We start from the raw sequence: 25,092 nt of genomic DNA on the forward strand, positions 1-25,092 counted from the left end.
GGCGAATCCGCACGTCAAGCGGGTTCCCTCGATTCGGGCCCGTAATCGGCGAATCCGGATACACAACACCTGATGTCCACACTTCACGGAAGCCGGACGGCCACCCTCTACCCTGGTGCTGTGCCGATCACACGTGCGCTCCTCAAGCTGGCGGGCAGCTGTGTACTCGCCTCCGTACTCGTTGCCGGAATGTTGTTCCCGGTCGCCGGAGGTTTCGGATTCGTCTCGAACCGCGCCGCCGACGCTGTCGACAATGTGTCGGCGGAACTGGTCGAGGGAACCGTGCCGGCCGTCTCCACCATGGTGGACGCGGCCGGTAACCCCATCGCCTACCTGTACGAGCAGCGCCGCTTCGAAGTGCCCAGCGACCAGATATCCAACGATATGAAGCTGGCCATCGTCTCCATCGAGGACAAACGCTTCGCCGACCATCACGGTGTCGACTGGCAGGGCACCATCCGTGCCTTCCTCACGAACACCAGCAGCGGCGAGGTGCAGCAGGGTGCCTCCACGCTCGACCAGCAGTACGTGAAAAACTTCAACCTGCTGGTGGTCGCGAAAACCGATGCCGAACGCCGGGCCGCCATCGAGACCACTCCCGCGCGCAAGATCCGCGAGATCCGCATGGCGCTGACGCTGGACAAAGAGCTCAGCAAGGACGAAGTCCTCACCCGGTATCTGAACCTGGTCCCGTTCGGCAACTCCTCCTACGGCATCCAGGACGCCTCCCAGACCTACTTCGGTATCGATGCGAAGGACCTGAACGTCGCGCAAGCGGCGATGCTCGCGGGGATGGTGCAGAGCAGTTCGAAACTGAACCCCTACACCAACCCGGAGGGCGTGACCGACCGCCGCAACACCGTCCTGGACACCATGATCCAGAACATCCCCAGCCGGGCCGAGGAGTTCCGGGCCGCTAAGGCCCAGCCGCTGGGCGTGCTGCCCGAACCGAAGGGCCTGCCGCAGGGCTGTATCGCGGCCGACGACCGCGGTTTCTTCTGCGACTACGCGCTGCAGTATCTTGCCAAGGCCGGGCTGAGCCAGGAACAGATCCAGAAGGGCGGATACCTGATCCGCACCACCCTGGACCCTGTCGTGCAGGACGCGGTGAAACGTTCCCTCGCCGAGCACGCCGACTCACAACTGCCGAATATCGCCGAGGTCATGTCGCTGATCGGCCCGGGTAAGGACAAACATCCACTACTGGCGATGGCCAGCAGCCGCACCTACGGCCTCAACCGGGAAGCCCACGAGACGCTGCTCGCCCAGCCGTATTCGATGGTCGGCGACGGCGCGGGATCGGTGTTCAAACTGTTCACCACGGCGGCGGCGATGGAGAAGGGTATGGGCACCAACGCCCAGCTCGACGTTCCGGGCCGGTTCGACGCCCGCGGGATGGGTAACGGCGGCGCCCCCGGTTGCCCGCCCGCCACCTACTGCGTCGAGAACGCCGGTAACTACAAGTCGCCGATGTCGGTGACCGAGGCGCTGGCCACGTCCCCCAACACGGCCTTCGTGAAACTCATCCAGGCCGTCGGCGTCACCCCGACCGTGGATATGGCGGTACGGCTCGGCCTGCGTTCCTACACCGAACCCGGGACCTCCGGTTTCGACAACCAGAGCCTGGCCGACATGATCAAGGGCCAGAACCTCGGTTCGTTCACGCTCGGCCCTGTCGCGGTGAATCCGCTGGAGCTGTCGAACGTGGCGGCCACCTTGGCGTCCGGCGGGACATGGTGCCCGCCGTCGCCTGTCGCAGAGGTGATCGACCGGTACGGCAAACCGGTGCCGCTCACCGAACAGGCCTGCGAGCAGGTCGTCGAACCGGGGCTGGCCGACACTCTGGCCAACGCGATGGGCAAGGACCACGATCCGGGCGGTACCGCCGGGGCCGCTGCGGCCGCGACCGGCTGGCAAGGGCCCGTGGCCGCGAAGACCGGAACCACCGAAAGCCACCGCTCTTCGGCGTTCGTCGGTTTCACCAATTCGATGGCGGGTGCGGCCTACATCTACGGCGACAGCCCCACACCCGGCGAGATCTGCTCCTTCCCACTGCGCAACTGCCCGGCCAGCGATGCCAACGGCCTGTTCGGCGGTAACGAGCCCGCCAGGAGCTGGTTCAAAGCCGTCAAGGAGGCCTCGGCGAACTTCCCGCCGCCGGCCCTGCCTCCGGTGGACGAGAAGTATGTCCGCGGCGCGGAGAACGCCCAGGTCCCCGATGTGGTCGGGATGACGGCGGGCGAGGCGACCGGTGCGCTCACCGGCGCCGGTTTCAAGGTCACCTCGGTGACTTCGCCCGGCTCGGCTCCGAAGGGCACTGTCACCGGGTCGACCCCGAACGGTTCGGCGATTCCGGGTTCGCAGGTGACGATCTATCTCAGCGACGGCACCATCCGGCAGGCGCCCGAGCCGGGGCGCCCGCCCGCCGCGCCGCCGAACGCCCCAGGGCTGCCACCGCTGCCGCCGTTCCTGCCGCCGATCCCTATACCGGTACCGATACCCCGGTGATCTCCGGCGTTGAAGGTATGGCGGGCAACGCCTAGAGCCGCGCCTTCACCGCCGCCGAGATCCGGGAACCATCGGCCTTCCCTGCGGCCAGCCCGTTCGCGACTTTCATGACCTGTCCCATCTGCCGTTTACCCGGCCGCTCGCCCAGATCCTCCGCGACCTGGGCGATTGCAGTATCGGCAAGATCGGCAACCTCCGCGTCGGTCAACTGGGTGGGCAGATATTCGTCGATGATCCGTGCCTCGGCGTGCTCGTTTGCCGCCAGCTCGCCACGCCCGGCCTGGGTGTAGACCTCCGCGGCCTCGTTGCGTTTCTTCGACTCCTTGGTCAGCACCGCGACGACCTCGGCATCGGAGAGTTCCCGGGCTTCCTTGCCGGCTACCTCGGCCATCTGCACGGCGGCGAGCAGCATCCGCAGCGTATTGAGCCGAAGCGGATCCTTCGCTTTCATCGCGGCGGTCATATCGGCGCGTAGCCTCGTTTTCAGTTCCGACATGGGCGCAACGGTAGCCGCTGCACCACGCCACGCCCATCGGATTATCCTTCCGCGCCGGGCGTGTCCACCTGCGGTGATCGGATCGTTTCCCGAGGCCACGGGCTCGGTGCGGACAGAAGTGCACAGGTGATCCGCTCGCTACGGCAGCGTTGCTGTGGTTCAACACGCTGCGCACTGCGCCTGCTGGTCACCTATGCTGGGCAAATGCCCGTGATCTCGACGTCGGCCCTGCGCCGGACCGCGCTCGGCGCAGCCGGAGCCGCGGCTGCCGGAGTCGGCTACGCCTCACTGATCGAACGCAATGCCTTTGTTCTCCGCGAAGCCACCATGCCGGTACTGCGGCCAGGCTCCGCTCCACTGCGGATACTGCATATCAGCGATCTGCACATGACCCCCGGGCAGAAGCTCAAACAGCAGTGGTTGCGCGAACTCGACCGCCTGGAACCGGACCTGGTGATCAACACCGGCGACAATCTGTCCCACCAGAAGGCCGTACCGGCGGTGGTGCAGTCACTCGGTCCGCTGTTGTCGCGCCCCGGCCTGTTCGTATTCGGCAGCAACGACTATTTCGCGCCGGTGCCGAAGAACCCGCTGAAGTACTTCGACAAGAATCACAAGCGGGTACACGGTGCCCCGCTGCCGTGGAAGGATCTTCGCGCGGCGTTCACCGAACGCGGCTGGCTGGATCTCACCCACATCCGCCGCGATATCGAGGTGGGCGGTATCAGAATCGCCAGTGCGGGCGTCGACGACCCGCATATGCAGCGCGACCGCTACGACACCATCGCCGGCGCTCCGAATCCGCTGGCCGATCTACGGCTCGGTCTCACGCATTCGCCGGAGCCGCGGGTACTGGACCGTTTCGCCGAGGACGGCTACGACCTGGTCCTCGCCGGCCATACGCACGGCGGCCAGTTGTGCCTGCCCGGTTACGGCGCCCTGGTGACCAATTGCGATATCGACCGCTCCCGCGTGAAGGGGCCGTCCAAATGGGGCGCCCACACCCGGCTGCACGTCTCCGCCGGTATCGGCACCTCACCGTGGGCGCCCTACCGTTTCTGCTGCCGTCCCGAAGCGACTCTGCTCACCCTGGTGGCGGTGCCGCCGAAGAAATCGGCCACCGACTCCGGCCGCGTCTCGACCTCGCAGGCAGTGGCCGGATAGGCTCTGCCGTTCGGAAAACCGGCCTCGAGCTGCCGGTTTCTTTTCCGGACCGGACCTGGGGTAAGCTTCCTCAGGTCCGCTTCACGGGGTGTGGCGCAGCTTGGTAGCGCGCTTCGTTCGGGACGAAGAGGTCGTGGGTTCAAATCCCGCCACCCCGACTCGTGTGGTCGAGACACGATTGACCCCTGATCAGTTCTTCTGGTCAGGGGTTTTCTCGTGTTCGGGCCCATTTCCCCCGGTCAGTGCGGATATTGCCGCGCCCAGTTCCGCGGAGGTGGGCAGGGCGCCTTCCGGGTGGCTCATCCATTGCATGACCAATCCGTTGAGGACGATCATGTAGAGCCCGCCGAGCGCGCGGGCGTGCGCCGGATCCAGATCCGGATGCGTTTCGGCCAGCGTGGCGGCGATTTCGGTGGTCCCCGTTTCGCTCAGCTCACCCATACGTACTTGTTCGCTGGGCGTCCGGTGGACCCTGACCAAGTTCTCCACACTCGCTACGAGGACTTCCCGGTGGCGCTCGAACAACTCGGCGATGCCCTGCCAGACCTGCGGAAACGCCGTCGCCGGCGATTGTCCGGCGGTGGCGCGGATCCGGAGTTCGAGGTCGTCGCCGATCACCCGGCCGGTCTCGTCGGTGAAGGCTTCGGTGAGGAGCCGGTCCTTGGACCCGAAGTGGTAGCCGATAGCAGCGAGACTCACGCCCGCTGCGGTGGCGATATCCCTGGCCGTGGTCGCCGCGAATCCGCGCTCGTAGATGCAGGTGCGCGCGGCCGCCAGCAGGTCCTCCTTGTTTCCCATGAGCACACCCTAACCGCTCGTCTTAGACGTTTGTACTAGACATTCGTTCTACGCTTGTGTTAGACATTTGTCTAAGACATTCGAATAAACAGCTCAGCGAGGAACCGATGACCACACACTCCAGTGCCGCCGCTCCCAGAGTGCTGATCTCCGGCGGCGGAATCGCCGGCAATGCCGTCGCCCTGCAACTGTCCCGAGCCGGTATCCGGCCGACCGTGATCGAACGCGCCGCCGCTCCCCGCCCCGGCGGTCAGGCCGTCGACCTGCGTGGACCCAGCCGGACCGTAGCCGAGCGAATGGGTCTGATGCCCGGTATCCACCGGCACCAGCTCGACGAACGCGGCATGCTCCACGTCGATTCCGCCGGACACGAGATAGTCCGGATGCCCGCAGACCTCTTCGGCGGCAACGGTGCGGTCGCCGAAATCGAGATAACCCGCGGCGATCTGAACCAGGTTCTCCTGGAAGCGATCTCCGAGGCCGGTAGTGAACCCGGTAATCCGGGCGTCGACTACCGGTACGGGGAATTTATTCGCGACCTGCGCGAACACAGCGACGGCGTCCGAGTGGGCTTCGCCTCGGGCGCAACCATGGAATTCGACGTGGTGATCGGCGCCGACGGCCTGCACTCGGCGACCCGCCGGCTGGCATTCGGCCCCGAAGAGCAGTTCAACACCTACCTCGGCGCCTACACGGCGTACTTCACCATGCCGACCCCGGCCGGCATCGAACCGCACTGGATGACCATGTACTCGATGCCCGGCGGGATCGTGGCCGGGCTGCGCCCCGATGCCGATCCGGCCACCGCCAAGGCCCTGATCATCATCCGTACCGATCCGGACCCGGCGCTCCGGCGTAATATCGGGGGCCAGCAGGAGCTCATCCGCACAAGCCTCACCGGCGGCGGCTGGCAGACCGCCACCATCCTCGACGCGATGGACCGGGCCGAGGACTTCTACTTCGACGAGATCGCGCGGATCACCCTGCCGCACTGGACCAACGGGCGGATCGCGCTGGTGGGCGACGCCGGCTACTGCGGGTCACCGCTCAGCGGTCAGGGCACGGCCATGGCGCTGGTGGGTGCCTACGTCCTGGCCGGGGAAATCGCCCACACCCCGCACGACCCGGCCGCCGCCCTCACTCGCTACACCGAAACCCTGCGGCCGTTCGTCGAATCGGCACAGCAGTTACCGCCGGGCGGAGTGAAGGCAATGGTGCCACGCACCAAGACCGGTATCCGCGCCGCGCACGCCTTCGCGCGCATCGCGACATCACGGGTGATGCAGCCGCTGATGACCCGCATGCTGTCGGAGACGGAGAGCTACACCCTCCCGGATTACCCGGCGGCGCAACCGGCTCCCCCGCTGACCTGACCGCTCGCCGCAGTGCACGCGGCGAACCGGCCGGCCGGCGTGGACAGCCGGCGCCGAGCCGTAGCACCGGACAGGAGGCTCATGGGAGTGACCACCGCGTCACGCCGGCGGGCGCACCAGGCTGGAGACCGCCTTTACTGATGCTGTCCACGGGTCCGGCCGCGGGCAGCGGGGATGCGCGGTCCGGTGGTACGGCGGGTTCCGGAGCCGGTGGGCCGGACGGGACGGCCCGCACCGCGGCTCATCCGCACCGAGAGGGCTCCGCCGACCAGCAGCATCCGCATCATGCGTTCTGCGGCGTCGGTGAGCAGGCGTTCGGCATCGGCCACCGCATCGGCCAGGGCCATCGGCACGGGGATGATCGACGCGATGGCGCCGATGCCGACATCGTGGACCGACGGCGCCCCCTCTCCCAGCGAACCGGCCAGCGCGACCACCGGCACGCCCTGGACGCGGGACCTGCGGGCGATTTCGGCCGGTACCTTTCCGTGCGGGGTCTGCAGGTCGATCGCGCCTTCCGCGGTGATCACCAGGTCCGCCCGGGCGATCCGGCGGTCCAGGTCCGCCCCGGTGAGGCCGGAGTCCAGCAGTACGTCGAACCGGGAGCGCAGTGCGGCACCCACCCCGCCGGCCAGCCCCGCGCCGAGCCCACCCGATGCGCCGGTCACCGGTCCGGTGCGCAGGTCGCCGGGAGCCCGGCCATCGCGTTCGAGTATCGCCGCCCAGTTGTCCAACGCGAACGACAGCTCTTCGACCTGCGCCGGTGTGGCTCCCTTCTGCGGTCCGAACACTCGCGCGACACCCCGCGGCCCGCAGAGCAGGTTCCGCGGATTGCCCGCCACGACGATGTCGGCGCGCGACACCCCGGAATGCAGACCGGACAGGTCGAGTCGAGCAGCGCGCGCGAGTTCATATCCCCCGCTGCCTATTTCGCGGCCGGACAGGTCGAGGATTCGAGCACCCAGGGCTTGCAGCGCACCGGCGCCGCCGTCGCAGGTCCCGGAATCACCGCAGCCCACCACGATCCGCTCCGCGTCCGAGTCCAGTGCTGCGGCGATGAGCTCCCCGGCCCCGAATGTCGTGGTGTTACCGGGATCTCGGCGATCACGCGGCACCTGCCGCAGCCCCGCGGCAGCGGCCACCTCGACCACGGCCGTCTTCGCTGCCGGGAACCCGAGCCGGGCCCAATGGGCGCGCACCGGGAGGTTCACCGGCCCGGTGACATCGAGGTGATGGAGGGTGCCGCCGGTCTCGGCGGCGAGCATGGCGGCGGTCCCCTCCCCGCCGTCGGCGATCGGGGCGAGGTCGACGTGCACGCCGGGCAACACCCGGCGCAGACCCGCGCCGATGGCATGCGCCACGGATTCTGCCCCGAGGCTTTCCTTGAATCCGCTGGGTGCCACGAGGATGCGCTGCGGAACGGTAACCGACATGGTGGTGCCTTTCGAGAGAGCCGACCACTCGGGTCAGGGGGTGGGACCGAGACCCAGCTGCGGCCAGACCCAGACCGCGAACGCGAGGAGTAACGCCACGGACAACGGAGCGAGGACGGCGGAGTAGCGCAGTAGATGTTCGGGCCGGAACCCCGGAACGGTGTCGGATGCGGCGAAGACGGCCATCGGTTTCGCCGAACTGGTCATGGTGTGACAGAACCCGGCCGCCGCCGTCGACAGGAAGGCCGCTGCCGCGGCGTCCACGCCGACCGCCGGAGCGGTCGCGACGATGATCGGCACGAGCACGGCCGAACGAGCCGAACGGGATTGGATCATCAAGTGCGCGGCCAGAGATACGACCACCGTGAGCACCAGGAAGACCACACCGGCCGCGGGCCCCAGCGAACGCACCGGATCGAATACGAGTCCGGCGAGCCACGCGGACGCACCACTGGTGGTGAGGGCGATCCCCAGGCACAGAGTGGCGGCCATGAACAACAACAGCGTCCACGGGATCGTTTTCGCGGCGGCCGGCAACGTGGTTCCACCGATTTTCGGAGCTGTGGCGAGCAAGGCGCCGAGCACGGCGACGACCGCCGGGTCGACACCGTGCCACGCCTCGGTGCACCACAGCACCACCACGAGCGCCAGCACGCCGAGTACCCGGCGCTGGGGTGCGGACAGCGGACCCAGCACGTCCGACCCCGCCGCCTCTGCGAAGGCGGTCGCGGGCACGGTGAGCGGGGTGCGGCGCTCGGTGCGGTCGGCGAACAGCGCGAGCGCGATCTCCGCAGCCAGATGCGACCACACCACCGCGAGCGGGAGGCCGAGGATCAGCCACTGCACGAAGTGATAGCCCTCACCGGTGGCAGTCGCGACGATCTCGCTGGTGATGAGATGGGCGCCCGCGCCGAGGAGTGAACCCACCGCCGAGAACAAGATGACCGAAGGGATACCCACGGCGAGCGCCAGCACCAGCTGCGGTCGATGCCGCAGCACGGCGGCGAGGGCCAGGAAGACCGGTAGCGCCAGGGCGGCCCGGCCGGAGGTCGCCGGAATCGCGAAAGTGGTCACCAGGAGGACCGCAGTGAGTAGATGCATCAGCTGCCGTGGGGTCCGGGCGAAGGTGAGAACCCGCGCCGCGATCCGCGCCGACAACCCGGTCGCGGTGACAGCGGCCGCGATCACGAACGATCCCACCAACAGCCAGATCACCGAATCACCGAGAGTTCCGGTGAACGTCTCGGTATCGATCGGCCCGGTGACGACGAGCGCCACCGCCGCACCGAGTGCCACATAGGTGTCGGGTACCGGCGCGAAAACCCACATCCAAATCGCGGCCACGAACACTACGAGCGTGATCAGACCATCGCGGGCGAGATCACCGGCTGCCGCGGCTGCGAGAAAGCCCAGGCACACAAGGATCCCCGCAATCGCCGCCAGCAGCGGCGCCCATGCGGGCCGGCGTGCGGACGGACCGGCCGACGGGCGCCGGCGCGGTACCGTCCGGTATTCGGTCGCCTCGACGACCTCCCGGCCGTGCACAACCGGGGTTCCTGCCACACCGCTGAGCGGCGTCTCGGTGGGTTGCTGCTTCACCGGCCACCGCCGGAACACGTCCTGGTCTCACCTTGCCGACGTTGCACTGTCATGAGAGCCGGTATCCCATCCCGCGTACGGTCTGCAGGCGCTGGGCGCCGATCTTGCCCCGTAGCGCGCGCACGTAGACATCGACCACGTTGGACGCAGGGTCGAAGTCGTAACCCCATACCTGCCCGAGGATCTGCTCGCGGCTCAGGACCTGATCGGGATGCCGGAGAAACACCTCGAGCAGGCCGAATTCGCGGGCTGTCAGGTCCACGGTTCGTCCGTCGACATGTACCCGCCGGGAGCGCAGGTCGAGGCTGAGACCGTTGTGCGACAGAGAAGCCGACGGCGCACCCGCGGTCGTATCGTCCTGGAGACGCAGCCGTACCCGCGCGAGTAGTTCGGCGAACTGGAACGGTTTGGTCATGTAGTCGTTGGCGCCGCCCTCCAGTCCGGCGACCGTATCGTCGACACTGTCGCGGGCGGTGAGCACCACCACCGGGGTCCGCACGCCTTCCCCGCGCAGCCGGCGCAGCACAGTGAATCCGTCCATCGAGGGCAGTCCGATATCGAGGATCACCATGTCGAAGGCACCGGAACGGGCCATCAGCAAGGCGGTTTCGCCGTCGCCGACATGCTCGGTGGTGTATCCGGCGGCGCGCAGACCTTTGCCGACGAACGACACAATGTGCACATCGTCCTCGGCGATCAGGATCCGGCTCATCTCCTACCCCTTGCGTTCGTTCGGTTCGGCGGTGTCGCGGTGTGCGGGATATGCTGCGTCGGCCGGCAGGTCGAGACCGAATGTGGCGCCGTCCCCGGGCACGCTGCGCACCCAGGCCGATCCGTGGTGCGCGTCGGCGATCGCCCGCACGATGGCCAGTCCGAGCCCTGCACCGGACCGTCGGTCCGTCCCGGCGCTATCGGCCGGACGCCCGCGCCGGAACCGCTCGAAGATCACCGGCGCGTCTTCCGGCGCAACCCCCGGCCCCTGATCCGATATCCACAACGACAGGGTGCGATCCGGTTCGGTCCCGGTGAACCGGCATCCCAGCTGCACGGTCGTCCCGTCCACCGAATGGGCGACCGCGTTCGCCGCGAGCTGCAACATCGCCTGGGTGACCCGCTGCGCGTCGATCCACGCGGTTCCCTCGGCCACCTCCATCAGATGCCAGCGCCGCTCCCCGAGCGGTTGCACCTTGGATTCGATATCCAGCATGGTCTGCGCGATATCGACCGGGCGCCGGACCACGAAATCCGGCTGCTCGGCCTTGGCCAGCATCAGCAGGTCGGAGACCAGCCGCCCCATCCGGTTCAGTTCGGAATCGACCAGAGCGAGCGTCCGGCGCCGCTCCTCCGGATCTTCGGAGAGCAGTTCGAGATGCCCCCGGACCACCGTGATCGGCGTGCGCAGTTCGTGTCCCGCGTCGTCGACGAATTGCCGCTGGGTCGTATAGGCGTGTTCGAGACGGTCGAGCATATCGTTGAAGGTCTCCGCCAGCGCCGCGATATCGTCGCGCCCCTCCACCGGAACACGGGCGGTGAGATCCGTTTCGCCGATATCGGCGGCCACCGCCCGCACAGTGCGCACCGGCAACAGGATTCGTCCGGCCACCAGATAGGCGACACCGGTGGTCAAAGCCAGCCCGGTCAGCGACACCGCGGCGATGGTGCGCATCGTCCGGTCCACCCCCGCGCGACCGACCTCGGTGAACGCGGCCACCACGAACGATCCCCGGTCGGCCCCGGATTCGACGTCGACCCGGCCCCACCGCATCTCCCCGGCCGGTGAGTCGACCACTCCCGAGGTCCGGTCCGCCGTTGCTGTTGCGGTGAACAGACCTGGATCGGCGGCCACCGGCGCGGGCAGGTCACCCCGGATACCACGGATTTGCCTGCCGTCCACGATCCCCACCATCACCTCGCCCTCGATCGGCGACTGCCGCAGCAGATAGGTCTCGAGCAGCCTTTCCACCGATGTGAACGGCTGGGTGGTGGTCGGGTCCACCCCCTCGGCGGCGAAAGTCCGGAATTCGTCGGCTTCCTGCGCGATATCGGCGTTCGCCCGAGTGTTCACATCGCGCAGCAGCAGGTTACGGGCGGTCACCAGCACCACGACCAGCAGCAGGAAGGTCGTGAGCATGATCCATGCGGTGATTTTCCAGCGGGCCGGCAATCGGGAGCCGCGCCGACGGAGTATCCGCGAGCCGGCCGCTGCCGGGCGGTGATCGATGACGCCGGGTCGAGATGCTGGTTGCCGCAGAGTCGGGCCCGTGGTGTCCGCGGGACGCGCGGGGTCGAGATCAATCATCGTCGTCGGACGGCCCGTCCATGTCCGGCTGATCATCCGCGTCGTCGTCGAATCCGTCGGCATCGTCATCGTCATCGCCCTGTTGCGGTGCGGGTGCCGGGGCAGCCGGTCCGGGGGGCGGAGCCACAGGTGCCGGGGCGGGCACCGCCGGACCGGGCGCAGGGCCCGGGGGTGCCGGTGCGGGAACTGTGGCGCCCGGCGGCGGTACCGCGCCCTGCGGCACACCCGGGATCTGCGTACCCGAGTCCGGACCGGCGTCCGGCGCGGCCGGCGACTCCGGGCCGTCCGGCGCCACACTCACCGACACCGAGGACGGATCGAGCTCGGGCTCGGGCGAACGGGTCAGGGCAAAACTCACCAGGACCACGGCGGCGGCACCCGCGAGAACAAGAGCAGCGGCGAAAGAACGAGAACCGGACATAACAGCCACTATGCCCAACTCTGATGACCCCGTCGTGAGGCGTAGATGAGGATTTCTTCATCACAGGCACGAACGACCGGCCGGACGCTTCGACACTGTCTCGTCCGGCCGGCCACTGTTCGTGGACGCTGCCGTGCCGATTCTCGAACGGTTACCTTTCGCGGTGCCGGGCCGGCGGACTACTGTTCGCTGATCCCGCACTGAGCATCCGGAAGAGCCGTACGGTGTGACGGCTGCCGGCCGGGCCGGTCACCCCGCGAGACCGGTCCGATCGACGACGCCCTGCCCGTGAGCCGGTCTGCCACCCCGCGAGACAGACCGGCCCACCCGGTCGGCCGCCTCCCCACTGCTCCGACCGGCCTTGTCCCCCCGCAGTGGTTCCGGTTCCCCTCCCCGGTCACCGGACCCACCACACCCCCACGGATCCCCCACGATTCCCCTGGATCCGTACTTTCCGGGATGCGTACCGGGTCCTCCCCAGGCACCGGTTCGCATCCCGCCCCCTCTTTCAGCGGCGTCGCGACTACTGGCGGGAGTCGATGACGCCGAGCTCGGCGCGACCGTCCTCGACGAGGTATCCGGGCGCATACAGTTCGGTGGTCAGCTGGGTGATCATCTACAGGGTTCCTCTTCGCGGTGTGAGTGCCGGTGTGTTCTCCGGCGTGACTCAACAATGCGTCCCCGCGCTTGGCGCGCCCTTAACGTGAACTTATAACGCTGAGAACACGATCCGTCACAGTGCAATCAAGGTCGTGGCACGAGATGTGCGGGGGTCCCGCCGGCCGGGTATCTCGGGCATCATGGAGAGCATCCGCTACGACAAGAGTGGGAGTGTCGATGGATACGTTGGTCCTATGGGCGCTGGCCTCGGTGGTTTATTGGTTCGGCCTGCTGTAGCCGCGCCCGTACCGACATCGTGACCGCACGGTACGAGTGCCGATGGGTGTGACGCCCCTGATCGATCCCGGATCGATCAGGGGCGTCGCGTATCTGCGCCGGTGCCACGCCCGGCAGTACCGGCGTGTGCCGGCACCCCGGCATTAGTGTGTGCGCATGGCGCGTTTCGGTGGGCTCCTGGCGGGGGTCACAGCGGTAACACTGGTGGTGGGACAGGTTTTCGCGGCTCAGGCGTACGCCGCGCCGGCGCAGGCCGAATGCACAGTGAGTTCCGGGCGGGAACCGCAGCGGGCGCAACCCGAGCAGGTGGGCCTGGACGCGCAGCGGCTGACAGACGCACTGACCTTCGCCGGCGGCCGGAACCGGTTGAATGTGCAGGTATTCCGGCACAACTGCTTGGTGGGCGAGGGCCCGGCCAACGAGCAGACCGGGCATATCCCGTGGAATATCTGGAGCGTGACCAAGAGTGTGGTCTCACTGATCACCGGGATCGCCGCGGATCGTGGGCTGGTGGATATCGCGGCCCCGATCGACCGGTATCTGCCGCCCGGTCTGGGCGACACCCGGCGGCGGGCGATCACGATCGAAAACCTGCTCACCGAAACATCCGGTATGCGTACCGGGGTGGTGACCGAAGGCATCACGGGAGCTGTCCCCATCGATCCCAACAGCGCTGTTCAGGCACTGGGCGTACCGCTGGATCACGAACCCGGCACCGTGTTCACCTACAGTCAGCGCACCGTGGATCTGCTCTCCTATGTGGTGGAGCTGGCCGTCGGCGAACCGCTACAGGAGTTCGCGCAGCGAGAATTGTTCACGCCGTTGGGTATCGACCGGGGTGACTGGTACTGGGCGCGGGACCGCAGCGGCCACACCTACGGTTACGCACATCTGTTGATCCCGCCGGCCGATCTGGCCAAGCTGGGACTGCTGGTGGCCAACGACGGCGACTGGGACGGGCAGCAGGTCGTATCCACGCAGTATCTGTCCCGCGCGACCACACCGTCACGGGCGAACCCGTGTTACGGCTATCTGTTCTGGCTCGGATCGAGCTGCGCGGAGAATCCGTCGTTCCTGCCACCGGATACCTACGCGATGTCCGGAATGGGGTTGCAGAACGTCTTCGTCGTTCCGAGCCTGGATCTGGTGGTGGTGTGGACCGGCGTTTTCGGCAATATCAGCAAATACGGCCCGGCCGGGGTAATCCAGAACTTCGAGGAATTGCCGCACGAATTCTTCCGGCGACTCCTGGCCGCGTTCCGGGAGCCACCGGTCGCCGATCCGGGCCCGTACGTGGAACCCCCGGTGAGAGCGGACCCGGGCGCCTACATCGATACCGATATCCTGCTGGCGGTCTTCGGGATCGGTAATTCGGCGTATCCGGGCTGCGATGTCTTCGCCTGCCTGAGCGAGCCACTGACGGCTCCGTTCACCGATGCACCGCCGGGGTGTGTGTTGCTGGCCTGCCTCGGTACCGATCCGCGTACGCCGGGAATCCGCTGAGCCCGCTTTCCCCCCGGCATGTCGCGCGCCGGGGAGAAAGCCGGTCGTCACCGATCAGCGAGTAGCACTTCCGCGATCTGGATGGTGTTGAGCGCGGCGCCCTTGCGTAGGTTGTCACCGGAGATGAACAGCGCCAGACCGCGGCCGTCCGGCACACCTGGATCCTGGCGGATACGGCCGACCAAGGATTCGTCCTTACCCGCGGCGGCCAGCGGCGTCGGTACATCGACCAACTGCACGCCGGGCGCCTTCGCCAGGATCTCCTGGGCCCGCTGCACCGACAGCGGATCGGCGAATTCGGCGTTGATCGACAGCGAGTGGCCGGTGAATACCGGAACCCGCACGCAGGTACCGCTCACCAGCAGCTCGGGCAGACCGAGAATCTTGCGGCTCTCGTTGCGCAGCTTCTGGTCCTCGTCGGTCTCGCCGGTGCCGTCGTCCACCAGCGAACCCGCAAGCGCGAGCACGTTGAAGGCGATGGGTGCCACGTACTTGTTCGGGGCCGGGAAATCCACGGCGCTGCCGTCGTGGGTGAGTTTCTCGGCGTCGTCGATCACCGCACGGGTCTGCGAGACGAGTTCCTCGACGCCGGCCAGCCCGCTCCCCGAGACCGCCTGGTAGCTGGACACGATCAACCGCTGCAGCCCGGCCGCGTCGTGCAGCGGTTTGAGCACCGGCATAGCGGCCATCGTGGTGCAGTTCGGGTTGGCGATGATGCCCTTGGTGAGATTGCGGGTCTGTTCCGGGTTGACCTCGCTGACCACCAGTGGAACATCCGGATCCTTGCGCCACGCCGACGAATTGTCGATCACCGTGACCCCGGCCGCCGCGAACCGCGGCGCCTGCACGCGCGACATGGTCGCGCCGGCGGAGAACAGGGCGATGTCCAAGCCGGTGGGGTCGGCGGTTTCGGTGTCCTCCACGACGATCTCGCCGCCGCGCCACGGCAGTTTCTTACCGGCCGAGCGGGCCGAGGCGAAGAACCGCAGCTCGTCGGCGGGGAAATCACGTTCTTCCAGGAGTTTGCGCATCACGGCGCCGACCTGCCCGGTCGCGCCGACCACGCCTACACGTAGACCCATCTGTTATCGCCCCGTTCCGGCGTGCACGACGGCGACCTCGTCGCCGCCGAGATCGAAGGCACTGTGCAGTACCTGCACGGCGTCGTCGAGTTCGGTGTCCTTGACCAGTACCGAGATGCGGATCTCGGAGGTCGAGATGAGGTCGATATTGATACCGGCCTCGGCCAGCGCCTCACAGAAGGTGGCGGTGACCCCGGGGTGGCTCTTCATACCGGCGCCGACCAGCGACACTTTGCCGATGTGATCGTCGTAGAGCACCTGCGAGAAGCCGATCTCCTCTTGATGCCCGGCGAGCATCTCCACCGCCCGCTGGCCGTCGGAACGGGGCAGGGTGAAGGTGATATCGGTCTTACCGGTCTCCACCTTGGAGATGTTCTGCAGGACCATATCGATGTTGATTTCGGACTCGGCGACGGCGCGGAACACCTTGGCGGCGTATCCGGGAACGTCCGGTAGCCCGACCACGGTCACCTTGGCCTCGCTGCGGTCGTGCGCGACGCCCGTGAGGATTGCTTGTTCCAAGGGGATGTCCTCCATCGATCCGTATACGTAGGTGCCCGGCTTGTCGGTATAGGACGAGCGCACATGCACGGGCACGTTGTAGCGGCGCGCGTATTCGACGCAGCGCAGCATCAGCACTTTGGACCCGCAGGCCGCCATCTCCAGCATCTCCTCGTAGGAGACCTGCTCGAGTTTCTGCGCGTCGGCGACGATGCGCGGATCGGCGGTGAACACTCCGTCCACATCGGTGTAGATCTCGCAGACGTCGGCTTCCAGCGCGGCGGCCAAGGCGACGGCGGTGGTATCCGAACCGCCACGGCCGAGCGTGGTGACGTCCTTGCTGTCCTGGCTCACGCCCTGGAAACCCGCGACGAGCACGATCGTGCCCTCGTCGAGAGCTTCCTGGACGCGGCTGGGCGTCACGTCGATGATCTTGGCCTTACCGTGCACCGATGTGGTGATCACGCCGGCCTGGGAGCCGGTGAACGACCGCGCCTCGGCGCCGAGAGTGTGGATGGCCATGGCCACCAGCGCATTGGAGATGCGTTCACCGGAGGTGAGCAGCATATCCATCTCCCGGGCGGGTGGCGCGGGAGCGACCTGTTCGGCCAGGTCGAGCAGTTCGTCGGTGGTGTCACCCATGGCCGAGCAGACCACGACCACGTCATGGCCTTGCTTCTTCGTCTCGACGATCCGTTCGGCGACGCGCCGGATCCGGTCGGCCGAGGCGACCGAGGATCCTCCGTACTTCTGGACAACGAGTGCCACGAGGGGTCCTCCAATGTCGGCGAACAGGCGATCAGTGCATAAGCGTACCGAGCCCGCCGTGCTTGCTCCGGCAGTATCCGCCCTGGCTGTGGAATAACACACAGCCGTGTGACGTCACGTTTACCGTGTCGGGCGGGGGCCCGACGCGCGGGCGCCCGAACCTCTCCAGGAGCCGGTGTCAGCCGCGTTCGAACCAGGTGACCTGCGCCCCGTTGCTGAACTCCTTGCGCCGCACAGGGGTGAACAGCGTCGGCCGGAACGCTCCGCTGATGATCGGAACACCCGCGCCGGCCGATACCGGATAGCTCTTGACGATCATCTCGTCGATCTCGTCGATCAGCGCTCCCGCGAGTTTGCCACCGCCGGCGAGCCAGATGTCCTTGCCTTCCGGACCGTCTTCCCGCTTGAGGCGCCGCACGAGTTCCACCGGGTCGGTGCGGACGAGTTCGATCTCGGGATCCCCGATCCGTTCGAGCGTGGTCGAGACCACGTACTGCTTCATATGCGGGTAGGGGCTGGCGATGTCGATATCGAGAGCCGGATCGTAGGTTCCGCGACCCATGACCAGGGTGTCCCAGCACTGATTGGGCGTATCGACGGGCAGGCCGACGAGTTTCCGGATATGGCCCGGGACCGTTTCTGGATAGCGGGCATTGATCCACTGCATCATGTCGTCGGCGACGGGGTAGAAGTCGATTTCCCCGCCCGGACCGGCAATGTAGCCGTCGATCGAGGCGCCCACGTAGTAGACCAGTTTTCGCATGAGGTACCGCCTATTCATATCACTATGATTGAAGTGGTTCAAACATAGCACTACACATGAAGTGGTTCCAGATCGACTTGCTGCGGGGATATATCGACACCGGCCGAACAAGTAATAGCAATCCGATTTGGGTTGTGATACCCGACACGATCACCGAATAATGGGAATCATGATGGCGAACATCGGAGACCGCTTACATGTGCACGGGCACACCGTCGGGCAAAGTGATCACGAAGGGGAGATCGTCGAAGTACGCGGACCGGAGGGATCACCGCCGTACATCGTGCGTTTCGACGACGGCCACGAGTCGCTGGTCTTCCCCGGACCGGACGCCACGGTCGAACATCCACACTGAGCCCGCCCCGCCCCGCGAATCGGCCCCGGGCAAACGCCCGTAGTTATTTACGAGCCGCATGCCCACAGGCCGGGCACCTTAATCTCCCCGGCAGCGTGTTGACGATCACGCGCCGACCGGGAGACAATCGTGGCCTATTCGTAATAACCGGGGGCCGCGAGGGACCAGATGCGTACGAAGACCGATATCAGTTTCGAAGTCCAAGCCGATCCATCACAGGTAATGGACGCACTGATGGCGGTCGAAATGTTCGCCGAATGGTCACCCGATTTCACCGACGCCAGGGTCGCCACTCGCGACGACGCCGGTCGCCCGCGACGAGTGTTCGTCCAGGTCGATATCTCGAATACACCCGATATGCAGGTGTGGGAGTTCAGCTGGTCGGACCACCGGATGTCTTGGGGGGTCGCCGACAGCACTCGGGGCATCAGAGGCGGCGGATCCTTCGAAGTCACCGGCGACACGGACGGTAGCCGGGTGCTCCTGCGCGTCGAACAGCACACCCCGATCCCGCTACCGGGCTTCCTGGCCAAACGCACAGTCCGCAAAACCTACGAGACACTGGTCGAGAATTTCACCGACTACGCCGAACAGTTCGGCGAATCCGAGACCTACGACCTCGTCTGATCCCGCTGCCCGTTCAGATGCCGCGCGGTGAGGTGGTGCGGTGTCGGGCCGTAGGCCGAGGGCGCGACCTTGACCCCGGACCGCACGGAATCACGGATCTGGTCGACGTTCTCCCGGATCATGTCCGAGACGAGTTCGTCGGTGCGCGGATCGGCCAGCACCTGGAACAGGATGCGGAAAACGGTATCGGCGACAAGCCGGATGATGTCGTCGTGGAACGGGATATAGCGCACCCGGCCGGTCTGCGGATCGTTCTTGATCATCTCGACGATCATCTCGTCGAGTTCGCCGCGGTTCTCCTCCAGCGCGTTCGCGATATTGCGGGTGTAGTGGCCGGTGCGCAGTACCGCGGTGACCTCCTCCATGATCGCGATGGTCATCGGCCGTTTGATGACCTCCACGATCGTGCCCACGGAATGGTTGATCACCGCCGCGGTGACCCGGTCACCGAAGACCCGATCGGCCACCCGGGCCAGGCGTACGAGGATCACGATGATCCGCAGCAGCCGGAACGCCCGGAAGAACGGGCTGGTCACCGGGATCATTCCGAGAACTTCGTACCAGTAGACGAACGGATAGGTCCACGGCCAGCCGGCCCGCCGCCAGCGCCACAAGAACTCGGCCGCGAAAACGGCGCAGACCGTGTAATCCGCGATGACGATGTAGCGGTAGGTATCGGGGTCCACCTCGAAGAAGGTGATCCAGCACACCAGCACCACCGAGGCGACGGCCAGTGCCAGCATGACGAAATCGGTCCACAGCGCAGGCGGCTTCCGGGGGAATTCGTCCGGTTCGGCCATTGCGGCTACGGCCACCGGCCCGGGTTCCGTGGACGACGGTGTTGACACCTACATTCCCTTCGACGCCGAAAGATCGTAGTCAAGTATTACCCGCTCACCCACCGTCCGAGCCGCCGAATACGCCGCTGTGCGGGCCGAACACCGCTGAGCGGGACGGTACCGGGCCCCCGGGGGCCTCGGTACCGCACACATTTCGTCCGGGTTCAGCGACCCTCGCGAATGATCGCCTCGATATTTCGCTCGGCCAGCGCGGTAATGGTGAGAGACGGGTTCGCTGTCGCCGTACTACCGGGAATCCCCGCACCGTCCATCACGTAGAGACCGCGGTAGCCGTGCACCCGGCCGTAGGAATCGGTCGCCTTTCCGAGCACGGCGCCACCCAGCGGGTGGGCGGTGAACAAGGCGTTCGCGTCATATCCCAGGGCACTGTATTCGGCCAGCGCATCGGCCCTTTCCGCGATCCGCCGATCCACCGCGAGCGCGGCCGCGGTCACCTCCTCCTGGGCCCGCGTCGGCCAGGACAGCCCGACCCCGCCGGTAGCGCGGTCGAAACCGAAGCGGGTGCGGGTGGGGTCCAGGACCACGGCGAGCGAAGCCAGCGCCCCGGTCTCGAACGGGATACCGGGGATGTACCAGTTCTCCAGGGTGAGTGCGGTACCGCTGTCGTCGTAGATCCGGCTGGCACTGGGCACGCCCTGCCCGTTCCCGGCGACCGAACTGGCGCCACGGGCCAGCACCACATCACCGTTGGTGCCCCAGCCGTCGCCGATATGCTCGTTCAGCCGCGGCAGCGCACCGGTCTCCCGGGCGCGGACCAGCAGTTCCGAGGTCCCGATCGAACCGGCCCCGAGGAACAACTTGTCGCAGGTGATCGTGCGGGTACCGATCACCACACCGGTGGGATGGAGTTTGGATACCGTGACCGCGAACCGGCCGCCCGGTTCCTCGGCAATGGCATCCACCCGGTGTCCCGGGAAGATCCGCGCCTTACCGCCCGCCTGGGCGTCTTTCAGATAGTTCTGGTTGAGATCGAATTTGGCGCCGTTGGAGTTGCCGAGGTTGCTGCGGCCGACCGTCGCCGAGGGCCGGGTGGACCCGTCCAGTTCTCCGCGCAGCACATCCCAGTTGAAGATCGAATCGTTCGGAACGGGCTGGTACCCGGCCTTACGGACCTGGTCGTCCCAGGCGCGCGAATGGCTGAACGGCGACGAGTGGTAGATATCGGCGGGCATCGGGTCCAGCCGGAGCATGGACCGGACCCGCGGGTAGTAGACGCGCTCCAGCTCCCCGTAGTCGACGACTCCGCCGAAGACATGATCGAACAGCCGGCGCTCCGGGGCGATCATCGCACCGGTGAAGATCACCGATCCACCGCCGACCGCGGCCCCACGCCAGACATCGATCCCCGGATAGGACGTGCAGTCCAGTACGCCGCCGAAATCGGCGAATTGCATCGGCACCTTGGTGACGCCGGTGAAGCTGGTGGTGTGCCAGAAACCGCGGCCGTCGGGCAGGTCGTCGCCCGTGAAGATCTCGCGCCTGGGGTCGTTGGGCCAGCGTGACCCACGTTCCAGCACCGTGGTCGCGACCCCGGCCTGGGCCAGCCGTAGCGCGGTGACAGCCGCACCGAAACCGGAGCCGATGACGATGGCCTCGGTATGTTGCGGCGCGTCGGGTACCGGTTCGAAAATCTCGGGAACCCATTGGGCGAACAACTCGTGCCAGATCGGCTGTGCCGCGGCCCGCGGAAGGACGGAGCCGGGTTTGGCGATCACCGATCCCACCGCTCCGACCAGCGCAGCCGTCCCCACGGCCTTGAAAAGGGATCGCCTATCCACCCCTGTACCTCTTTCGTAACGCAACAAGCGCAGGGATGGTACCGATATTCACCGGTATTGAACAGCGGAGGCGGCGAACGCCGGTGGGCCCGAGACGGATTCGTACTGGTCAGGTGAACGACAGGCAGGTCAGCCGAACACCAGGCGGATCACCGCGACCGTGCCCACGACCACGATCACCGCGCGCAGCACATTCGGCGACAGCCGCCGCCCCACCCGCGCACCGATCTGCCCCCCGATGATCGACCCGGCCGCGATCAGCGCGACCACCCGCCAATCGATCTCGGCGACCGCGATGAATACCGCCGCGGCCAATGCGTTCACCAGCAGCGCCAGCACATTCTTCACCGCATTGAGTCGCTGGAGTTCGTCCTGTACGAACACCCCGAGCAGCCCCACCAGCAGCACGCCCTGGGCGGCACCGAAATAGCCCCCATAGATACCGGTCGCGAAGATCGCGGCCAGCAAGACCGGGCCGCCGTGCGCGGGCGTGGCTTCTTTATCGCGCTGTCGTTCGCGGACCCACGCCGAAAGCCGCGGTTGCAGTACCACCAGCACCAGCGCGGCGATGATCAGCACCGGCACGATCGTGGCGAACGCGTCTTCGGGCAGGTTGAGCAGCAGCACCGCGCCGAGGGCCGCACCCAGCAGCGACGCCGAGCCGTACCGCAACAGCCGCGCCCGCTGGCCGGACAGTTCCCGGCGGTAACCGATGACGCCGCTGAGCGAACCGGGTACGAGACCGACGGTATTGGAAACGTTCGCCGTCACCGGCGGCAGACCCACGGCGAGCAGCACTGGGAAGGTGATCAACGTGCCGGATCCCACGACCGCGTTGATTCCGCCCGCGGCGATACCCGCGGCGAAAACGGCCAGCATTTCCAGCCAACTCATGCTCGACCTCTCGACCTCGCCGGAACAGTCCGGTCACTCGCACCGCACTCAGGCACGCTAACCGTTGCGGTCCCCGGCGGTCGCGACGGCCCCGCAGACCGCAGCGCAATTCGCATCACCGATGCGGAGCATCGCCTGCGCCACACCGAGCCCCCGGAGCTGCCGGCAGTGCACCGGCGGGAGTGCCACATCACCGGGGCGTCCATGCGATCTGCCGGTGATCGGCGGCCCCCCGACATCGTCTCGGGTGCGGCTCGACATCCGGCCGGCTGTGAAACGTCCACCCTCCGCACCGCCTTGTCAGGGGTGGTGGCACAGGGGGTAGACTCGCACGGGTTATGCAGCGGGCACTTCTTCTCAGCCGCCGCGACGGGGTCTGACCGGACCGGCTTCCCGTCGCGGGGTTCCGCCGCGCCGGTCGACCCAATTCGGGAAACAATCTCACCCACGGAGAAATCGCATGTCACCCGCTGACGCCTTCGTATCGAGCACGCGCACCATCACCGCGCCCGCCAAACCCGCGCCCGCCGATCAGCCCGCGTGGAACCAGCAGAAGAACTCGTCCATGCCGGTGTTCCGCTACCGGCCGTTCGCCGACGAGGTCGAACCCGTCACGCTGTCCGACCGGACCTGGCCGGACAAGGTGATCGACCGCGCTCCCTCCTGGTGCGCCGTCGACCTGCGCGACGGTAACCAGGCACTGATCGACCCGATGAGCCCCGCCCGCAAACGCCGGATGTTCGATCTGCTGGTGCGGATGGGTTACAAGGAGATCGAGGTCGGTTTCCCGTCGGCCAGCCAGACCGATTTCGATTTCGTCCGCGAGATCATCGAAGACGGCGCGATCCCCGACGATGTCACCATCCAGGTGCTGACCCAGTGCCGTCCCGAACTGATCGAGCGGACCTTCGAGGCCTGCTCCGGCGCCACGAACGTGATCGTGCACTTCTACAACTCGACATCCATCCTGCAACGGCGGGTGGTGTTCCGGGCCGATCGAGACGCGGTCCGCAAGATCGCCACCGACGCCGCGCGGCTGTGCCTGGAGGTCGAGCAGCGCTACCCGGACACCGATTGGCGTTACGAATACAGCCCGGAGTCCTACACCGGCACCGAGCTGGAATACGCCAAGGAGGTCTGCGACGCGGTCTCCGAGATCATCGCCCCGACCCCGGACAAACCGCTGATCATCAACCTCCCCGCGACCGTGGAGATGGCGACCCCGAACGTGTACGCCGACTCCATCGAGTGGATGCACCGCAACCTGGCGCGGCGCGATTCGATCGTGCTGTCGCTGCATCCGCACAACGACCGGGGCACTGCCGTCGCCGCCGCGGAACTCGGGTATCAGGCCGGTGCCGACCGGATCGAGGGCTGCCTGTTCGGCAACGGCGAACGCACCGGCAACGTCTGCCTGGTGACCCTGGGGATGAATATGTTCTCCCAAGGTGTGGACCCGCAGATCAACTTCTCCGATATCGACGAGATCCGCCGGACGGTGGAGTACTGCAACCAGTTGCCCGTGCACGAACGCCACCCCTACGGCGGCGACCTGGTGTACACCGCGTTCTCCGGCAGCCATCAGGACGCCATCAACAAGGGCCTCGACGCCATGAAGGCCGCCGCGGACGCCGCCGACACCGATATCGACGATACGTCGTGGGAGGTGCCCTACCTGCCGATCGACCCGAAGGACGTCGGCCGGACCTACGAAGCCGTCATCCGGGTCAACTCGCAGTCCGGTAAGGGCGGTGTCGCCTACATCATGAAGACCGATCACGGCCTGTCGCTGCCGCGCCGGCTGCAGATCGAGTTCTCCCAGGCCGTCCAGCAGATCACCGACGGTGAGGGCGGCGAGGTCACGCCGAAGGAGATGTGGGACGCCTTCGCCGACGAGTACCTGACTCCGATCCGGCCACTGGAGCGGATGCGGCAGAAGGTGACCGCCTCGGAAACCGACGGTGGCACCGACAGCATCACCGCAGTGGTCAAAGTGGACGGCGTCGAACAGGAGATCTCCGGTAGCGGTAACGGCCCGCTCGCGGCATTCGTCGACGCCATCGCAGCGGTCGGCTATCAGGTCGAAGTGCTCGACTACTCCGAGCACGCGCTGTCGGCGGGCGACGACGCCCAGGCAGCGGCATATGTGGAATGCGCGATAGGCGACCGGATCGTCTGGGGTGTGGGTATTGCCACCTCGATCACGACGGCCTCGCTGCGCGCGGTGGTCTCGGCGGTCAACCGGGCTGCCGCCAGGCAATAATCCGAGCTCGTCGGAGCACCCCTCGGCCGCCGTACCCGCACCCGCCGGGTACGGCGGCCGAGGTGGGGAATCCACCGGCGTGCGTTACGCTGCGCACCTGCTAGCGTTGGTGCCGACTCCACGCCGCCGAGCTCTCTGCTCGAAAAACCCGAGCAGATGGGGGAACTGTGACTACTGACGACCACAACCCGACTTCCCAGCCCTGGCCCCCGAGTCAACCGGTGGATACCGCCGGTGGCGGTGAGCAGGAGAAAACACCGCCCACCGATGTGACCACCGGATCGGCATCGGACATCGACGCGGATACGCGGACCGGCGATGCCGAGAGTTCCTCCGCCGCGGTGACCGAGAACGCCGCCGGAAGCGACGCGGATCCTTCCCCTGCCGACAACTCCCGGTACCAGGCTCCCGAGGCCGGTACGCCCGCACCGTGGCCCGCCGATCCCGCGACCGGCCCGTGGGGTGGACAGGACGGATTCGCCCCGCCCGGTGCAGACGGTCAGGCACCCGCCGGTAACGGTGCGGCGCCGATCGATTCGTTCGCGCCACCGGCCCCCGGCGGCCAGTTCACCGCCCCCGGCGCCGAATCCTTCGCACCCGGCAGCGGACAGTTCACTCAGCCGGATCCGAACCAGTTCGCTCCCGCGAACACCGGATACCCGAGCGGTCAGTTCGCACAACCGGGTCCCGGCCCATACCTGCCGCCGAAT

At 66.9% G+C, this 25,092-nt stretch carries 20 protein-coding genes and 1 tRNA gene; 8 read left to right on the forward strand and 13 right to left on the reverse strand.

The window, feature by feature from the left end; translation table 11 throughout:
- Positions 1-120: 120 nt before the first annotated feature.
- Positions 121-2,508, forward strand: a complete 2,388-nt coding sequence (locus NS6_RS24720; RefSeq protein WP_281211434.1) for a penicillin-binding protein — start codon at positions 121-123, stop codon at positions 2,506-2,508.
- Between the two features lie 31 nt (positions 2,509-2,539).
- On the opposite strand, the gene NS6_RS24725 is transcribed toward NS6_RS24720, so the two are convergent.
- Complete coding sequence (locus NS6_RS24725) at positions 2,540-3,004, reverse strand: GatB/YqeY domain-containing protein (RefSeq protein WP_068046067.1); 465 nt, start codon at positions 3,002-3,004, stop codon at positions 2,540-2,542.
- A 204-nt stretch (positions 3,005-3,208) separates the two neighbouring features.
- Between NS6_RS24725 and NS6_RS24730 the strand changes: the two genes are divergently transcribed.
- Both NS6_RS24730 and NS6_RS24735 read left to right on the forward strand, forming a co-directional pair.
- Positions 3,209-4,168, forward strand: a complete 960-nt coding sequence (locus tag NS6_RS24730) for a metallophosphoesterase (RefSeq protein WP_068046208.1) — start codon at positions 3,209-3,211, stop codon at positions 4,166-4,168.
- Between the two features lie 84 nt (positions 4,169-4,252).
- Positions 4,253-4,326, forward strand: a tRNA-Pro gene (locus NS6_RS24735).
- Positions 4,327-4,357: 31 nt separating this feature from the next.
- Here the strand turns inward: NS6_RS24735 and NS6_RS24740 are convergent.
- The gene (locus NS6_RS24740; protein WP_068046069.1) at positions 4,358-4,966 is read right to left on the reverse strand and encodes a TetR/AcrR family transcriptional regulator; all 609 of its coding nucleotides are present in this window, start codon (positions 4,964-4,966) and stop codon (positions 4,358-4,360) included.
- Between the two features lie 107 nt (positions 4,967-5,073).
- Here NS6_RS24740 and NS6_RS24745 point away from each other — a divergent pair, with 107 nt between their 5' ends.
- Entirely contained in the window at positions 5,074-6,339 is a 1,266-nt protein-coding gene (locus tag NS6_RS24745; RefSeq protein WP_068046073.1) for an FAD-dependent monooxygenase, read from the forward strand.
- 134 nt (positions 6,340-6,473) lie between these two features.
- On the opposite strand, the gene NS6_RS24750 is transcribed toward NS6_RS24745, so the two are convergent.
- From NS6_RS24750 to NS6_RS24770, 5 genes are all read right to left on the reverse strand, one after another.
- The gene (locus tag NS6_RS24750; RefSeq protein WP_068046076.1) at positions 6,474-7,772 is read right to left on the reverse strand and encodes a glycerate kinase family protein; all 1,299 of its coding nucleotides are present in this window, start codon (positions 7,770-7,772) and stop codon (positions 6,474-6,476) included.
- A gap of 33 nt (positions 7,773-7,805) precedes the next feature.
- Positions 7,806-9,371 carry an SLC13 family permease gene (locus tag NS6_RS24755; protein WP_245669493.1) on the reverse strand — a complete coding sequence of 522 codons (1,566 nt, stop codon included), beginning with the start codon at positions 9,369-9,371 and terminating at the stop codon, positions 7,806-7,808.
- A gap of 49 nt (positions 9,372-9,420) precedes the next feature.
- A complete protein-coding gene (locus NS6_RS24760; protein ID WP_068046079.1) occupies positions 9,421-10,083 on the reverse strand; it encodes a response regulator transcription factor in 663 nt (220 codons plus the stop codon).
- Positions 10,084-10,086: 3 nt separating this feature from the next.
- Positions 10,087-11,502, reverse strand: a complete 1,416-nt coding sequence (locus NS6_RS24765; protein ID WP_068046214.1) for a sensor histidine kinase — start codon at positions 11,500-11,502, stop codon at positions 10,087-10,089.
- Between the two features lie 160 nt (positions 11,503-11,662).
- Positions 11,663-12,091, reverse strand: a complete 429-nt coding sequence (locus NS6_RS24770) for a hypothetical protein (protein ID WP_068046083.1) — start codon at positions 12,089-12,091, stop codon at positions 11,663-11,665.
- A gap of 1,053 nt (positions 12,092-13,144) precedes the next feature.
- On the opposite strand from NS6_RS24770, the gene NS6_RS24775 reads away from it, so the two are divergent.
- Positions 13,145-14,491 carry a serine hydrolase domain-containing protein gene (locus NS6_RS24775; RefSeq protein WP_068046085.1) on the forward strand — a complete coding sequence of 449 codons (1,347 nt, stop codon included), beginning with the start codon at positions 13,145-13,147 and terminating at the stop codon, positions 14,489-14,491.
- Between the two features lie 47 nt (positions 14,492-14,538).
- Here the strand turns inward: NS6_RS24775 and NS6_RS24780 are convergent, their stop codons facing one another.
- The 3 genes from NS6_RS24780 to NS6_RS24790 form a co-directional block, all read right to left on the reverse strand.
- Positions 14,539-15,573, reverse strand: coding sequence for an aspartate-semialdehyde dehydrogenase (locus NS6_RS24780; RefSeq protein ID WP_068046089.1), 1,035 nt, complete (start codon positions 15,571-15,573; stop codon positions 14,539-14,541).
- 3 nt (positions 15,574-15,576) lie between these two features.
- Positions 15,577-16,842, reverse strand: a complete 1,266-nt coding sequence (locus NS6_RS24785) for an aspartate kinase (RefSeq protein WP_068046092.1) — start codon at positions 16,840-16,842, stop codon at positions 15,577-15,579.
- A 178-nt stretch (positions 16,843-17,020) separates the two neighbouring features.
- A complete protein-coding gene (locus tag NS6_RS24790) occupies positions 17,021-17,605 on the reverse strand; it encodes a dihydrofolate reductase family protein (RefSeq protein ID WP_068046095.1) in 585 nt (194 codons plus the stop codon).
- 169 nt (positions 17,606-17,774) lie between these two features.
- Here NS6_RS24790 and NS6_RS24795 point away from each other — a divergent pair, with 169 nt between their 5' ends.
- Together NS6_RS24795 and NS6_RS24800 are read left to right on the forward strand one after the other, a co-directional pair.
- Positions 17,775-17,960 (forward strand): DUF1918 domain-containing protein, encoded by a 186-nt coding sequence (locus tag NS6_RS24795; protein WP_068046217.1) that lies wholly within the window; start codon positions 17,775-17,777, stop codon positions 17,958-17,960.
- A 168-nt stretch (positions 17,961-18,128) separates the two neighbouring features.
- Positions 18,129-18,587 carry an SRPBCC family protein gene (locus tag NS6_RS24800; protein ID WP_068046098.1) on the forward strand — a complete coding sequence of 153 codons (459 nt, stop codon included), beginning with the start codon at positions 18,129-18,131 and terminating at the stop codon, positions 18,585-18,587.
- On the opposite strand, the gene NS6_RS24805 is transcribed toward NS6_RS24800, so the two are convergent.
- The 3 genes from NS6_RS24805 to NS6_RS24815 all read right to left on the reverse strand — a co-directional run bounded on the left by NS6_RS24805 (position 18,572) and on the right by NS6_RS24815 (position 22,119).
- Positions 18,572-19,435 carry an ion transporter gene (locus tag NS6_RS24805; protein WP_245669494.1) on the reverse strand — a complete coding sequence of 288 codons (864 nt, stop codon included), beginning with the start codon at positions 19,433-19,435 and terminating at the stop codon, positions 18,572-18,574. The genes NS6_RS24800 and NS6_RS24805 overlap by 16 nt on opposite strands.
- 155 nt (positions 19,436-19,590) lie before the next feature.
- Positions 19,591-21,225 carry a GMC oxidoreductase gene (locus NS6_RS24810; protein ID WP_068046104.1) on the reverse strand — a complete coding sequence of 545 codons (1,635 nt, stop codon included), beginning with the start codon at positions 21,223-21,225 and terminating at the stop codon, positions 19,591-19,593.
- A 129-nt stretch (positions 21,226-21,354) separates the two neighbouring features.
- Positions 21,355-22,119 (reverse strand): sulfite exporter TauE/SafE family protein, encoded by a 765-nt coding sequence (locus tag NS6_RS24815; RefSeq protein ID WP_068046107.1) that lies wholly within the window; start codon positions 22,117-22,119, stop codon positions 21,355-21,357.
- A 460-nt stretch (positions 22,120-22,579) separates the two neighbouring features.
- Here NS6_RS24815 and leuA point away from each other — a divergent pair, with 460 nt between their 5' ends.
- Positions 22,580-24,382: a 2-isopropylmalate synthase gene (leuA, locus tag NS6_RS24825; RefSeq protein ID WP_068046113.1), complete on the forward strand. Its 1,803-nt coding sequence runs from the start codon at positions 22,580-22,582 to the stop codon at positions 24,380-24,382.
- The last annotated feature ends 710 nt before the right edge of the window (positions 24,383-25,092 follow it).

Source organism: Nocardia speluncae NBRC 108251 (assembly GCF_001613245.1).
Taxonomy (GTDB): Bacteria; Actinomycetota; Actinomycetes; order Mycobacteriales; family Mycobacteriaceae; genus Nocardia; species Nocardia speluncae.

Bases quoted from the DNA above. Each gene is read 5' to 3' on its own strand.
- NS6_RS24725 (WP_068046067.1), bottom strand. From the start codon at position 3,004: ATGTCGGAACTGAAAACGAGGCTACGCGCCGATATGACCGCCGCGATG.
- NS6_RS24730 (WP_068046208.1), top strand. From the start codon at position 3,209: ATGCCCGTGATCTCGACGTCGGCCCTGCGCCGGACCGCGCTCGGCGCA.
- NS6_RS24740 (WP_068046069.1), bottom strand. From the start codon at position 4,966: ATGGGAAACAAGGAGGACCTGCTGGCGGCCGCGCGCACCTGCATCTAC.
- NS6_RS24745 (WP_068046073.1), top strand. From the start codon at position 5,074: ATGACCACACACTCCAGTGCCGCCGCTCCCAGAGTGCTGATCTCCGGC.
- NS6_RS24750 (WP_068046076.1), bottom strand. From the start codon at position 7,772: ATGTCGGTTACCGTTCCGCAGCGCATCCTCGTGGCACCCAGCGGATTC.
- NS6_RS24760 (WP_068046079.1), bottom strand. From the start codon at position 10,083: ATGAGCCGGATCCTGATCGCCGAGGACGATGTGCACATTGTGTCGTTC.
- NS6_RS24765 (WP_068046214.1), bottom strand. From the start codon at position 11,502: ATGCTCACGACCTTCCTGCTGCTGGTCGTGGTGCTGGTGACCGCCCGT.
- NS6_RS24770 (WP_068046083.1), bottom strand. From the start codon at position 12,091: ATGTCCGGTTCTCGTTCTTTCGCCGCTGCTCTTGTTCTCGCGGGTGCC.
- NS6_RS24775 (WP_068046085.1), top strand. From the start codon at position 13,145: ATGGCGCGTTTCGGTGGGCTCCTGGCGGGGGTCACAGCGGTAACACTG.
- NS6_RS24780 (WP_068046089.1), bottom strand. From the start codon at position 15,573: ATGGGTCTACGTGTAGGCGTGGTCGGCGCGACCGGGCAGGTCGGCGCC.
- NS6_RS24790 (WP_068046095.1), bottom strand. From the start codon at position 17,605: ATGCGAAAACTGGTCTACTACGTGGGCGCCTCGATCGACGGCTACATT.
- NS6_RS24795 (WP_068046217.1), top strand. From the start codon at position 17,775: ATGATGGCGAACATCGGAGACCGCTTACATGTGCACGGGCACACCGTC.
- NS6_RS24800 (WP_068046098.1), top strand. From the start codon at position 18,129: ATGCGTACGAAGACCGATATCAGTTTCGAAGTCCAAGCCGATCCATCA.
- NS6_RS24815 (WP_068046107.1), bottom strand. From the start codon at position 22,119: ATGAGTTGGCTGGAAATGCTGGCCGTTTTCGCCGCGGGTATCGCCGCG.
- leuA (WP_068046113.1), top strand. From the start codon at position 22,580: ATGTCACCCGCTGACGCCTTCGTATCGAGCACGCGCACCATCACCGCG.